Here is an 11675-nt window from a genome sequence, read left to right as displayed (position 1 = left end):
ACCGGCACCGCCGAGCACGGATTCACCCGCTGGCTGCTCATCCGCCGGTCGATCACCGACCCGACCGAGCACGCCTACTACCTGTGCTACGGACCCGCCGACACCAACGACGAGGAACTCATCCGAGTGGCCGGCACCCGGTGGGCCATCGAGGAGTGCTTCCAGACCGCCAAGGGACAAGTCGGCCTGGACGACTACCAGGTACGCCGCCACGACGCGTGGTACCGCCACATAACCCTCGCTATGTGCGCCCACGCCTTCCTCACCGTCACCGCCACCCAGGCGCAAAAGGGGGCACCACCGACCGGGCCGGACTCGTTCCCCTCAGCCTCGCCGAGACTCGACGTCTCCTGGCACACCTGATCACCCGCAGACGAACCCGCGACCACATCAATCGATGGTCATGGTGGCGACGCCGCCACCAGTTCCGAGCCAAAACAAGCCACTACCAGCGAAGACTCCGACTCAGCGAAGTGCGGCTGGAGTACTATTACTCCAGCCGTAGATCGTGATCTTCATGTCTGATTCGCGGCTTTCCTCCGGTGATGGCTGGCCTGGGCTCGGGCCTGGTGGCGACGTCGCCAGGCGGACCGGCCGAACCAGTGGCGGCATCGTGTATCCGTCCGACGTGCCCCCTCGCGCGTCGTGCTATCGAGTTCGCATCCGCCACACGCTTCAGGTGTGAGCGATGAGTTTCGGCGGCGGATCGGGTCTACCCTGGCATGATCCGAATCATCGCTGACATCTCGGTCTCTCTCGACGGCTTCGTCGGCGCAGCGTCGCGCACGCTGGTGCAGCGGAGCGTGATCTCGACATCGACCGCGGCGCACCTGACCTACGACGTCTCCCGGGTGATCCGATGAGCACTGTCAACGCCAATGGGATCGCTTTGGGCATTGAGTCGTTCGGTGACGACGACGCGCCACTGGTCCTGCTCGCGGGCGGGACGACGATGCTGTCCTGGCCCGACGCGCTGTGCGAGCGCCTCGCCGCTGGCGGGCGCCGTGTGGTGCGCTACGACCTGCGCGACAGCGGGGAGTCGACAGCGACGGATCCGCAGGCGCCCGCCTACACCCTGCGCGACCTCGCCGCCGACGCGGCGGCCCTTGCCGGCGCGCTCGGCGGAGGGCCCGCGCACCTCGCGGGGATCGGCGTCGGCGGGATGGTCGCCCAGGTGGCCGTGCTCGACCATCCCGGCGCGTTCTCGGCGCTCACCCTGGTCGGCACCCGCGCGGTCGCCCCTGGCCCGCCCGACGATGACCTCCCCGACCACGACCAGGCGACGATGAGCCGACTGTTCACCCGTCCGATGCCCGACTGGACCGACCGCGAGGCGGTCGCCCAGTTCGCCGCCGCCGGCGCGGAGATCCTCGGCAACGACCCCGCCGCCGCGCGCGCAGTCGCCGCCCGCATCTGGGACCGCACCCCGGGCACCGCACCACCGGTCCAGATGGCCAACCAGATGGGCCTGGTGTTCTCCCGGCTCGACTGCACACCACGCTGGCGTGAGCGCCTGCCCGAGATCAAGGTCCCCACGCTCGTCGTCCACGGCCGCCGCGACCCGTTCTTCCCCCTCGGCAACGGCGAGGCCATCGCGCGCGAGATCCCCGGGGCACGGCTGCTCATCCTCCAGGAGGCTGCCACTGCGATCCCCGATGCGGCGATCGGCGAGGTCGGCGAGGCGATGCTCACCCTCGGATAGACGACGGCAGGTGCCACGCGGGTCCGGCCTCCACGCAGCAGTGGACGTCGGAGGGTCGATCCGGCCGCGCGCCCACGACCAACTGGAGCACCCCGACCACACCACCCCACCAGCACGATCACGAGCTAGCTGGAGTACTAGTGCGCCGGGGCCGCCGGAGCGGAGTCGGCCACCCAGTCCGGGTGGGCCGCGACGAACGCGGCGACGGTGTCGTCCCGCACCGCACGCAGCAGTTGCACGCTGGTCGGGCTGAGGATCTCGGCGCTGCCGACGCCCGGCACGGTACGGCTGTTGAAGGTGCCGCCGTTGGTCTTGAGCGTGGTGATCTTGTCGGGCTTGACGCCGCGCATGGCGAACGCCCAGTCGGCGAGGGGGATGCCGCCGTCGTCCACGGTCATCGTCCGGCCGACGGCCGAGAGCAGCCCGGGCAGCTTGGTCGGTGAGTCGAGCCCCTGGCTGACCACCTGGGCCAGCACCGCCTTGACGAACTGCTGCTGGTGGCGCTGCCGGCCGTAGTCGAAGTCGTGGTTGGCCAGCAGGTCCCGCTGCCGGACGAAGTCCAGCGCCTGCGCCGGGTCGAGGCAGTGCTGGCCCTTGGTGTAGATGTTCGGGGTGACGCCGGGGATGCGGTGGTTCACCGTGCCGTCCGGGTTGATGGCGTACGGCGCGGCGGGCTTGCCGGAGGCGTCGTGCCCGACGTGGATCGAGGTGGTGGTCTCGTCGACGTACATGCAGACCTGGCCGAGCACCTGGACGATCTTCTTGAAGCCCTGGAAGTCGATGATCGCCCCGGCGTCGGGGGTGATGCCGGTCAGGTCGCGGACGGTCAGCGCCAGCAGTTCGAAGCCGTGCGAGAGCGCGGTCGAGCCGGTCAGCCCCCGGCTGCCGAATGCGAAGGCGGCGTTGATCTTGTTCTGCCCGCCCCGGAACGGCGTCGCCCCGTTGTCGTAGGCGGGGATGGTGACCAGCGAGTCGCGAGGCAGCGAGACCAGGTACGCCTGGGTGTGGTCGGCCGGGACGTGCAGCAGGATGATCGAGTCCGCGCGGGTGAGCTGGCTCGGGTCCTGGTTGGGGCGGGCGTCGACCCCGACGAGCAGGATGTTCTTGGCCCCGGTGATCGTCCGGTGCTGCTCGATCGGCGCGGCCGCGGCGCCCAGTAGGTTCTGCCGGGTGACCTCGCCGGTCGCCGCGTGCAGGAGGTAGGCGCTGCCGCCGAGCGCCACGCCGCTCACCGTCATCAGGGTGGTGCCGACCGCCACGCACCACCGGGCCCAGCGCGGCCAGGGCCGCCGCGCGGACCGGCGCGGCCGGGCCGGAGCGGACGCTCCGGCGGTGGTCGGGTACGACACCGGTATCTCCCCAGGTCAGGATGGGCGCGGGCCGGTCCGAGGCTATGCCGGGCCGAGCCCACCGGACAGGTCACGCGGCTGTGAACTGGCTGGGAGTGGCCGCCGGCCGGGCTGTCCGCGCGGTGGGCCAGAATGGCCGCATGGCGCAGCGGATGAGCGACGAGGGGTGGCGGGCCTTCGTCACGGCCGGCACCCGGACCGGGAAGCTGGCCACGGTGCGGGCCGACGGCTCCCCGCACGTGGCCCCGATCTGGTTCGTGCTCGACGGCGACGATCTCGTCTTCAACACCGGTCGGAGCAGCGTGAAGGGGCGCAACCTGGCCCGCGACCCCCGGGCCGCGCTGTCCGTCGACGAGGAGCGCCCGCCCTACGCGTTCGTCACCGTGCGGGGCCCGGTCACGGTCATCGACGACCCGGTCGAGTCGCTGCCCTGGTCCACCCGGATCGCCGCCCGATACATGGGCGCGGAGCGGGCCGAGGAGTACGGCCGGCGTAACGCCGTGCCCGGCGAGTTGCTGGTCCGGCTCCGGGCGGAGCATGTGACCGGCTTCACCGGCATCGCCGACTGAACGACCCGCCGCCGCCTGGTCAGCCGTCGAGGCGTTCGATGATGGTGGCGTTGGCGGTGCCGCCGGCCTCGCACATGGTCTGCAGGCCGTAGCGGCCGCCGGTGCGCTCGAGGACGTGCAGCAGGGTGGTGGCGAGCCGGGCGCCGCTGGCCCCGAGCGGGTGGCCGATGGCGATGGCGCCGCCGTCGACGTTCACCTTCGCCGGGTCCGCGCCGGTCTCGGCCAGCCAGGCCAGCACGACCGACGAGAACGCCTCGTTGACCTCGAACGCGTCGATGTCGCCGATGGTGAGGCCGGCCCGGGCGAGCACCTTGGCGGTGGCCGGGATGATGCCGGTGAGCATCATGATCGGGTCGTCGCCGACCACGGTGGCGGTGTGGATCCGCGCCCGGGGCCACCAGCCCCGCCGTCGGGCGGTTTCGCCGGTGGTCAGCAGCAGGGCCGCCGCGCCGTCGTTGAGCGGGCTGGAGTTGCCGGCCGTGACCTTCCAGTCGAGTTCGCCGAAGCGGGCGGTCCAGCGCTCGGCGGCGAAGGCCGGCGGCAGTTCGGCGAGGCGGGCCACGGTGGTCCCGGGCCGGATGGTCTCGTCCATGGCCAGGTCGATGCCCGGGAGCGGGGCGATCTGGCCGGCGAACCGCCCCTGTCGCCACGCCTCGGCGGCCCGCTGGTGGCTGGTGGCGGCGTACTCGTCGAGCCGGGTGCGGGACAGGTCCCACTTGCGGGCGATCAGCTCGGCGGCGACGCCCTGCGGGACGAGCCCGCTCTGGTAGCGCGCGGCAACCCCCGGCCCGGCGAAGTCGGTGCGGACCCCGTCGACGACGGCCGCGCTGCCGATCGGCACCCGGCTCATCGATTCGACGCCGGAGGCGACCACGATGTCGTACGCCCCGGCGATCAGGCCCTGGGCGGCGAAGCTGAGCGCCTGCTGGCTGCTGCCGCACTGCCGGTCCACGGTCACCCCGGGCACCGACTCGGGGAAGCCGGCCGCGAGCGCGGCGAGCCGGGTGGTGTTGGTGCTCTGCTCGCCGACCTGGGCGACGGCGCCGCCGACCACGTCGTCGATCTCGATCGGGTCCAGCCCCGGCACCCGGGTCACCAGGCTGCGCAGGGCGTGCGCGTGCAGGTCGACCGGGTGCACGTCGAGGTACGCCCCGCCTCGCTTCGCCCGACCCACCGGGGTCCGTACCGCCTCGACGATGACCGCGTCGCGCATCGCTGCCTCCTGGGACCATTGCCGGACCGATCGGTCCGGGACCGAGTGGTCCGATACTGCGCCGTAGATCGCACCCCGGTCAATCGCTGTCGGACCGATCGGTCCGTTATCCTCGCCACAGCCGAGCGAAGGAGGAGCGATGGCCCGCACCGCGGCCCCGGGCAGCCGGGAGCGGATCCTGCGCACTGCCGGCGAGCTGTTCTACCGGCACGGCGTCCGCGCCGTCGGGATGAACCAGATCATCGACGCGGCCGGCTGCGGCAAGAACCTGCTCTACACCCACTTCCCCAGCAAGGACGACCTGGTCGCCGCGTACCTGCGGGCGTGCCGCCGGGAGCGGGCCGGCGCGGCGGCGACCGAAGGGTTGCCCGACGACCCGGCGGCGCGGCTGCGGGCGCTGGTCGCGGAGATCGCCGCCACCTCCACCCGGCCGGACTTCCGCGGCTGTGCGTTCCGCCTATACCTCGCCGAGTTCCCCGGCGACGCCGGCGAGCCCGGCCGCGTGGCCCGGGACTACTTGAGCGACACCCGAGCCGAGATCGACGCCCTGGTGGCCCGGCTGGACGTGGCCGACCCGGGCCGGCTCGCCGACCGGATCTGGCTGGTCGTCGAGGGTCTCTACGGCAGCGCCGCCCGCCCGGGCTCCGCCACCGCGGCGCAGACCGCGACCGGGCTGGTCGACGACCTGCTGGCCGCGGCGAAGCGCTGACCGCTCAGCCGCCCAGCCAGGCGCGCAGCTCCGCGCCGTGCTCGTCCAGCCCCGGCGGCGGCAGATCGTAGCGGGGCGGGGTGACCGACAGGCCGATCGGGTGGCGCACCCCCGGCACGCCGCCGACGGTGACCACCGGGTCGAGCCCGATCCCCTCGGCTAGGGCCAGCCCGTCCGCGACGCTGTTGATCGGGCTGCACGGCACCCCCGCCGCGCGCAGCTCACGGAACCACTCGGCGCTGGTCCGGCGGGCCAGGGCGGCCACCAGCAACGGCCGCAGCGCGTCACGGTGCGCGGTGCGGTCCTGGTTGCGCCGGAACCGCGGGTCGTCGGGCAGGCCGGGCAGGCCGAGCACCTGGCAGAGGACGCGGAACTGGCCGTCGTTGCCGGCGATCACCACCAGCTCGCCGTCGGCGGTGGGCAGCGGCTCGTAGGGCACGATGCTCGGGTGGGCGTTGCCCATGCGGTGCGGCACCACTCCCGCGGCGACGTGCGCGCTGGCATGGTTGACCAGACCGGACAGGGCCGAGGAGAGCAGGTCCACCTCGACGTGCTGCCCGACACCGGTGGCCGCCCGGTGGTGCAGCGCGGCCAGGATCCCGACCGCCGCGTGCAGCCCGGCGATCACGTCGAAGACCGCCACCCCCGCCTTGTACGGCGGGCCGTCGGCCGCCCCGGTCAGGCTCATCAGCCCGGACGCCGCCTGCACCATGAGGTCGTAACCGGGCAGGTCCGCGCCGCCGGCCGCGCCGAAGCCGCTGATCGAGGCGTACACCAGCCGCGGGTTGGCGGCGGTGACGCTGTCGTGGTCGAGGCCGAAGCGGCGCAGCGCGCCGGGCCGGAAGTTCTGGATCATGACATCGGCCCGGGCGGCGAGCCGGCGGCCCAGCACCGCGTCGTCCGGGTCGGCGAGGTCGAGGACCAGCGAGCGCTTGTTGCGGTTGACGCCGAGGTAGTAGGTCGAGACCCCGTCGCGCAGCGGCGGCTGCCAGGTCCGGGTGTCGTCGCCGCCCGGCGCCTCCACCTTGACCACGTCGGCGCCCAGGTCGGCCAGAAGCATGGTCGCGTACGGCCCGGCCAGGATCCGGGAGAAGTCCGCGACGAGGACGCCGCGCAACGGCCCGGACGAGCCCTCCCCCATCGCCAGACCTCCCCACTCGGACCCGTCCCTCGGACCGGGAGGAGACCACGATGGCACACCGGTCGCGGGTGACGGCACCCCGTCGGGAACCAGGCGGCCGGCCCCGACGACTACCTGTACATGGCGTGTGAGCAGTGGCGGGAGATCCTGTCGGCGCAGCTGGACGGGGAGGCGACCCGATCGGAGAGCGCGGCGGCCGAGGCGCACCTGGTGGGCTGCGCCGGCTGCCGGGGCTGGTTCGAGGCTGCCGCTTCGGTGACCCGGCGGGCCCGTACCCGGCTCGCACCGCAGGTGCCCGACCTGGTGGACGCGGTGCTCGCCGCAGCGCCACCGGCCCGGCCCGGGTGGTGGGAGCGGACGGCGCTCGGGCTGCGCGGCGTGCTCGGGCTGCTCGGCGCGGTGCAGCTCGTGCTCGGGTTGGCCCAGGTCGGCCGGGAGGCCGTGATCGACCACGCGCACGCCACCGGCCAGCACCTGTGGCACGAGTCGGCCGCCTGGAACGTGGCGGTGGGCGCCGGATTCCTCTACGTCGCGCTGCGGCGCTCCGCCCCGGCGGGGCTGCTGCCGATGCTCAGCGCGTTCGTCGCCACCCTGGTGCTGCTGTCGGTGAACGACCTGATCACCGGGCAGGTGGCGGTGCAGCGGCTGGTCAGCCACGGCTTCCTGCTGGTCGGCTGGGTGGTGATGGTGCTGCTCGCCCGGCCCCGGTGGCGCCCGGGCGGCGCGCCGCCCCGGCCGGGCCGGTCGTCCGGGTCGCGCTGGTCGCTGCGGACAGAGGAGCCGCCGGAGCCGGCCCCGCTGCGCCTGCTGCCACCCACGCCGTACGCCGCGCAGGCCCGCGACCGCCGGGCCGCCTGACCGGCCGCTCGGCGCTCGGTCCGGGTCAGACCACCCGGCCGCCCCGGGCCGGCCGGGCGTCGTCCTGCCAGGCGGCGATCAGGTCCTCGCGGGCCCGGGCGACGCGGGACCGGATGGTGCCGACCGGGCAGCCGCACACCTGGGCCGCCTCGGCGTAGGAGAGGCCGACCACCTGGGTGGCGACGAACGCCTCCCGCCGCTCCGGGGCGAGCCCGGCGATGAGCCCGCGCAGGGTGACCGCCTCGTCCCCGCCCGGGGTGACCGCCCCGGCCGCCTCGGCGGCCGCCTGCCAGTCCGGCAGCGCGGCCACCCGGGGGCGCGCCGTCGCAGCCCGGACGTGGTCCACGGCGACCCGGCGGGCGATGGTGAAGACCCAGGTACGCGCCGTCGACCGTCCGGCGAAACCGGGCAGGCCGCGCAGCGCGCGCAGGAACGTCTCCTGGGTCAGGTCGTCGGCCTCGGCGGGGCCGGCCAGGTGTACGAGGAACCGCCACACCGGGCCCTGGAGGGCCCGGACGAACGCGGCGGCGGCCTGCTGGTCGCCCCGGCCGGCCCGGTGCGCCCACCGGGTCACCTGCTCGTCGTCGGCCTCGTGGCTCATCCGCGACCGGCCCGCCGGTCCACCGTCGTCATGATCCACGGTACGGGCGCGGGCCCCGCTCGGTTCATCCCTGCATCCTCCCTGCCACCCCGTCGCCGACCGGCCGGTCGCAGGTTGGTCGGCCGGCGGGATCGGAAAGTTCCCGGGGGCGGTCAGGAATCGATGGTCACCTCGACCGGCCCGACCCGCAGGATCCCGTCGGTGAGCGGCGCGCAGCGGACGCCGCCCCGGCCGCGCAGCGCCTTCCAGGTGCCGGGCGCGACGGTGACGTCCATCCAGGCGCAGGGCGGGGCGGCCCGGTGCACCCGCAGGCTCACCGGCCCGTCGCCGGAGTCCAGGGTGAGCACCCGGCCGACCAGCTCGTCCACGGCGAGGCCACTGGTCAGCACGTTGCGCCGGACCTGGGTGAGGTCGGCGCCGGCGGGCAGCGACTCCTGCGCGATCAGGGTCACGCTCGCCTCGCGGTGCGCCGGCCGGCCGAAGTAGCGGTCGCCGACGATGCCCAGACCGGCCCGAATCCGGACCTGCTCGACCAGCTCACCTGGCGGCGCCGGGGCCGGGCCGTCGGCCGGGCGACCCACGTAGCGGTGCACCGGCGAGGCCAGCAACTGGACGATCTGCGGCATGCGCCGATTGTAGGCACGGACGTACCGTCACCAAAGCGGACGATAGCCATCCTCACGTGTCCACCCTGGGTGGAGGACGTTGTACCGGGTGTGACGGCGAGACGGTCCACCCCGGTCGGGCGTCACCCCGAGCTGGGACGACAGATTGCATGGGCGCGGCGCGAGAACGAACGCGGGCGGCGCGCGTACGAGGCGGCGGCCCGGGACTGGCGCCGGCGCACCGAGCACCTGGAGCGGCTGCGGATCGAGGCGAGCGGGTTCCACGGGTGCGCCCTGACCGACACCGAGCTGCCGGTGCGGCTCGACGACGGCGAGGTGGTCTACCGGATCCTGCCGGTCGCGGACCTGGTCGAGGCGGAGGCCCGGCACCTGCCCGGGCTCCCCGCGCCGGACCCGACGCTGACCGCGGAGCTGCTCGACCCGGCCGACGGCCCGCTTCCGGCCGGACTGCGGGCGGTCGACACGGGCATCGTCGTGGTGACCGACCGGCGGGTCGCCTTCGCCGGGCGGACCGGCCGGCGTGAGTGGGCGCACCGTGACCTGCTCGGGCCGGGGCACCACCCCGACCTGCCGGTCACCCTGCTGCACCCCGGGGACGGCCGGCGCCCGGCCGGGCTGCGGGTGCCGGTCACCAGCGCGGCGAACTTCCGCTTCTACCTCACCCTGGCGTACGCCGCCGCCACCGGGACCCGCGACGCGGTCGCCGAGCAGCTCGACACGCTGCTGGCCGCCCACCGCGCGGCCCGGCCGCGGCCACCGCGACCGCTCGGTGTCCAGGACGCCCCGGCGGCACGGCGCCGTCCGGAGCGCCTGGTCGCGGCCGGGGCCGTGGCGGTCACCGTGCTCCTCGGCGTGGCGTCCGCGGGCACCTGGCCTGCGGCGGCCGGGCCGGTGCACCGGGCAGGGCCGGCCACGGGCAGCCCGGCGCGGGTCACGGACGACGACTATGCGCGGGACCCGGTCCCCAGCCCACCCGGTATGCGCGACGACGGCCCAACCCAGTCGCCGGCCGGCGATCCCGCCCGGCTCCCCCGTCCGGCCGGCGGGGCCCAGAGCCCAACCGTCATCGGGACTCCGATCCGGGTCAACGCGCCGATCGCGCTTCCGACGCCGTCCCGGGCCACGAAGCCCGCGGCACCGGCGCCATCGACGACCCCGCCGCCGGTGAGCCCGACCGGGAACCCGCCACCGGCGGTGAGCCCCACCGGCAGCCCCACACCGACCGGCTCGCCGTCCCCGACCGACCCCGCCGTGTCGGGCATCTGCCTGGACCCGCTCCGGCTGCCGGTGCTGGACCCGCTGCTGTGCCGCCGGACCTGAACCAGGGCAGGCCCGATCGTCAGGGGGTGTGCGGAGTGAGCAGGTAGTCCTCGGCCTCCGTGCTCCACCGCAGCTCCACCGCGCCACTGGTGGCGGCAGCCTTGCAGAACTGGAGGAAGCTGCGGTAGCCGAGCTTCTTCTCGCTGAAGTCCGGCCGCGCCCGGCGGAGCTGGTCCTTCAGCCCGGACAGCGCCACCGCGCCGCCCTCGCCGGCCAGGTCCACCACCACGGACCGCAGCAGCGCGAAGGCCACCTCCCGGTCGCCCCGTTCGGGCAGCGACACCTCCGGGTCACCCTTGGCGGGTCCCGCGGCCAACTCGATGACGTTGTGCCCGGCCAGGTGGCGCAGCAGCTCCCCGAAGGTCCGGAAGCCGTAGTCGGACTCGGTGAACGTCGGGTCCTTGCGGAGCAGGGTGCGCTTCAGCCCGGAGGCGGTCACCTCGCCGCTGGAGCTGCCCTGCATGCCGGCCACGGTCTGCGCCACGAGCACGGCGAGCGTATCGACGTCCCGCGCCGGCTCCTCCGCGGGCGGCGCGACCTCGGCCGGCGGCTCAACGGGCGGCTCGGCCCGCGGCGGCGTCTCGGGCTCGGCCGGGCGGGCCGCCCGGCCACGGCGGCCGGCCGCGGGCGGCACGTCGACCCCTTCGAGGCGGTCGTAGAAGAGGAACTCGTCGCAGGCGGGCGGGAGCAGCGCCGACGTGGAATTCTCCACGCCGACCCCGATCACCCGCTTGTTGAGCTCGCGGAGCTTGTGCACCAGCGGCGTGAAGTCGCTGTCCCCCGTGCAGATCACGAACGTGGAGATGTACCCCCGCTCGAAGGCCATCTCGACGGCGTCGACGGCCATCTTGATGTCGGCCGCGTTCTTGCGCGAGGCGCCCATCCGCTGCGGTATCTCGATCAGCTCGACGTGCGACCGGGTGAGCATCCGCCGGTCCTCGTCGAAGTACGACCAGTCCGCGTAGGCCCGGCGCACCACCACCCGGCCGCGCTCGGCGAGGGCGTCGGCGATCGGGCGGAAATCGAACGCCCGGCCACCGTGATGGTCGCGCACACCCAGCGCCAGGTTCTCGTAGTCGAGAAGCAGCGCGATCCGGTCTTCCTGATCCACGCCGGCCAGCCTAGCCGGGTTCCTTGTCCGGCCCGGTCACCGCCGCCGTTCGTCCCGATAGAGGGTGTCGCGGCGGGCGGCGTACTGGATCGCGTAGCTGCCGATCAGCAGCAGCAGGGCCAGCACGACCTCGACGCCGGCGACGGCGCCGTTGGCGACGGTGAGGCCGAGCAGCAGCAGGATCAGCCCGACCACGGCCAGCAGGCCGGCCAGGAGCAGGCGGTTCCGCCTCCCCGTCGACCGGTCCTTGCCGCCAGCGCCCACCACGTCCGCCTCTCGCCCGGCTCCTCTCGATCAGCCTACGGCGTGTTTCATAAGTGAGCGGCTGGTGCTGGGCGTTGTGAGCCTTTGTTGTCGGTCGGCCCGTGGGGTTTCTGGGTGGGTGCAAGTGGTGTGGGCTGTTTGTCGGTGGTGTGTGGCATGGTGTGCTGCCGTGGCCCGTTTCACCACGTTCCGGTTCTGTCTGAACCCGACCG

General features: G+C 74.0%; 13 protein-coding genes and 1 pseudogene. 7 read left to right on the top strand and 7 right to left on the bottom strand.

Features of this window, described 5'->3' with window-relative positions:
- The 3 genes and pseudogenes from AB0F68_RS34360 to AB0F68_RS34350 form a co-directional block, all read left to right on the top strand.
- A pseudogene (locus AB0F68_RS34360) lies at positions 1-363 on the top strand (IS701 family transposase); the annotation flags it as partial.
- Positions 364-722: 359 nt separating this feature from the next.
- Complete coding sequence (locus AB0F68_RS34355) at positions 723-863, top strand: hypothetical protein (RefSeq protein ID WP_357345916.1); 141 nt, start codon at positions 723-725, stop codon at positions 861-863.
- The gene (locus AB0F68_RS34350; protein WP_357345914.1) at positions 860-1702 is read left to right on the top strand and encodes an alpha/beta hydrolase; all 843 of its coding nucleotides are present in this window, start codon (positions 860-862) and stop codon (positions 1700-1702) included. Before AB0F68_RS34355 ends, AB0F68_RS34350 begins: the two co-directional genes overlap by 4 nt.
- Before the next feature lie 137 nt (positions 1703-1839).
- Here the strand turns inward: AB0F68_RS34350 and AB0F68_RS34345 are convergent, their stop codons facing one another.
- The gene (locus AB0F68_RS34345) at positions 1840-3051 is read right to left on the bottom strand and encodes an LCP family protein (RefSeq protein WP_357345912.1); all 1212 of its coding nucleotides are present in this window, start codon (positions 3049-3051) and stop codon (positions 1840-1842) included.
- Positions 3052-3191: 140 nt separating this feature from the next.
- On the opposite strand from AB0F68_RS34345, the gene AB0F68_RS34340 reads away from it, so the two are divergent.
- The gene (locus AB0F68_RS34340) at positions 3192-3620 is read left to right on the top strand and encodes a PPOX class F420-dependent oxidoreductase (protein ID WP_357345910.1); all 429 of its coding nucleotides are present in this window, start codon (positions 3192-3194) and stop codon (positions 3618-3620) included.
- A gap of 19 nt (positions 3621-3639) precedes the next feature.
- On the opposite strand, the gene AB0F68_RS34335 is transcribed toward AB0F68_RS34340, so the two are convergent.
- Entirely contained in the window at positions 3640-4833 is a 1194-nt protein-coding gene (locus AB0F68_RS34335) for an acetyl-CoA C-acyltransferase (RefSeq protein WP_357345908.1), read from the bottom strand.
- 139 nt (positions 4834-4972) lie between these two features.
- Here AB0F68_RS34335 and AB0F68_RS34330 point away from each other — a divergent pair, with 139 nt between their 5' ends.
- Entirely contained in the window at positions 4973-5542 is a 570-nt protein-coding gene (locus tag AB0F68_RS34330) for a TetR/AcrR family transcriptional regulator (protein ID WP_357345907.1), read from the top strand.
- Positions 5543-5546: 4 nt separating this feature from the next.
- On the opposite strand, the gene AB0F68_RS34325 is transcribed toward AB0F68_RS34330, so the two are convergent.
- On the bottom strand, positions 5547-6683 hold the full coding sequence (locus AB0F68_RS34325; RefSeq protein ID WP_357345905.1) for a CoA transferase: 1137 nt from the start codon (positions 6681-6683) through the stop codon (positions 5547-5549).
- Between the two features lie 120 nt (positions 6684-6803).
- On the opposite strand from AB0F68_RS34325, the gene AB0F68_RS34320 reads away from it, so the two are divergent.
- The gene (locus AB0F68_RS34320; RefSeq protein ID WP_357345903.1) at positions 6804-7541 is read left to right on the top strand and encodes a zf-HC2 domain-containing protein; all 738 of its coding nucleotides are present in this window, start codon (positions 6804-6806) and stop codon (positions 7539-7541) included.
- Positions 7542-7566: 25 nt separating this feature from the next.
- Here AB0F68_RS34320 and AB0F68_RS34315 read toward each other — a convergent pair whose 3' ends face one another.
- Together AB0F68_RS34315 and AB0F68_RS34310 are read right to left on the bottom strand one after the other, a co-directional pair.
- Positions 7567-8142: a sigma-70 family RNA polymerase sigma factor gene (locus AB0F68_RS34315; RefSeq protein ID WP_357345901.1), complete on the bottom strand. Its 576-nt coding sequence runs from the start codon at positions 8140-8142 to the stop codon at positions 7567-7569.
- Positions 8143-8294: 152 nt separating this feature from the next.
- Complete coding sequence (locus tag AB0F68_RS34310) at positions 8295-8768, bottom strand: molybdenum cofactor biosysynthesis protein (RefSeq protein WP_357345899.1); 474 nt, start codon at positions 8766-8768, stop codon at positions 8295-8297.
- A 90-nt stretch (positions 8769-8858) separates the two neighbouring features.
- On the opposite strand from AB0F68_RS34310, the gene AB0F68_RS34305 reads away from it, so the two are divergent.
- Positions 8859-10088 carry a hypothetical protein gene (locus AB0F68_RS34305; protein WP_357345897.1) on the top strand — a complete coding sequence of 410 codons (1230 nt, stop codon included), beginning with the start codon at positions 8859-8861 and terminating at the stop codon, positions 10086-10088.
- A 19-nt stretch (positions 10089-10107) separates the two neighbouring features.
- Here the strand turns inward: AB0F68_RS34305 and AB0F68_RS34300 are convergent, their stop codons facing one another.
- Together AB0F68_RS34300 and AB0F68_RS34295 are read right to left on the bottom strand one after the other, a co-directional pair.
- Complete coding sequence (locus AB0F68_RS34300) at positions 10108-11199, bottom strand: PIN domain-containing protein (RefSeq protein WP_357345895.1); 1092 nt, start codon at positions 11197-11199, stop codon at positions 10108-10110.
- A 36-nt stretch (positions 11200-11235) separates the two neighbouring features.
- Positions 11236-11463, bottom strand: a complete 228-nt coding sequence (locus tag AB0F68_RS34295) for a hypothetical protein (protein WP_357345893.1) — start codon at positions 11461-11463, stop codon at positions 11236-11238.
- Positions 11464-11675: the final 212 nt, after the last annotated feature.

Origin of the sequence: Micromonospora sp. NPDC023966, assembly GCF_040639095.1 — a bacterium.
Taxonomy (GTDB): Bacteria; Actinomycetota; Actinomycetes; order Mycobacteriales; family Micromonosporaceae; genus Micromonospora.
This window is presented reverse-complemented; position numbering and strand designations above follow the sequence as displayed.

Bases quoted from the DNA above. Each gene is read 5' to 3' on its own strand.
- AB0F68_RS34335 (WP_357345908.1), bottom strand. From the start codon at position 4,833: ATGCGCGACGCGGTCATCGTCGAGGCGGTACGGACCCCGGTGGGTCGG.
- AB0F68_RS34325 (WP_357345905.1), bottom strand. From the start codon at position 6,683: ATGGGGGAGGGCTCGTCCGGGCCGTTGCGCGGCGTCCTCGTCGCGGAC.
- AB0F68_RS34350 (WP_357345914.1), top strand. From the start codon at position 860: ATGAGCACTGTCAACGCCAATGGGATCGCTTTGGGCATTGAGTCGTTC.
- AB0F68_RS34340 (WP_357345910.1), top strand. From the start codon at position 3,192: ATGGCGCAGCGGATGAGCGACGAGGGGTGGCGGGCCTTCGTCACGGCC.
- AB0F68_RS34310 (WP_357345899.1), bottom strand. From the start codon at position 8,768: ATGCCGCAGATCGTCCAGTTGCTGGCCTCGCCGGTGCACCGCTACGTG.
- AB0F68_RS34320 (WP_357345903.1), top strand. From the start codon at position 6,804: ATGGCGTGTGAGCAGTGGCGGGAGATCCTGTCGGCGCAGCTGGACGGG.
- AB0F68_RS34355 (WP_357345916.1), top strand. From the start codon at position 723: ATGATCCGAATCATCGCTGACATCTCGGTCTCTCTCGACGGCTTCGTC.
- AB0F68_RS34315 (WP_357345901.1), bottom strand. From the start codon at position 8,142: ATGAGCCACGAGGCCGACGACGAGCAGGTGACCCGGTGGGCGCACCGG.
- AB0F68_RS34330 (WP_357345907.1), top strand. From the start codon at position 4,973: ATGGCCCGCACCGCGGCCCCGGGCAGCCGGGAGCGGATCCTGCGCACT.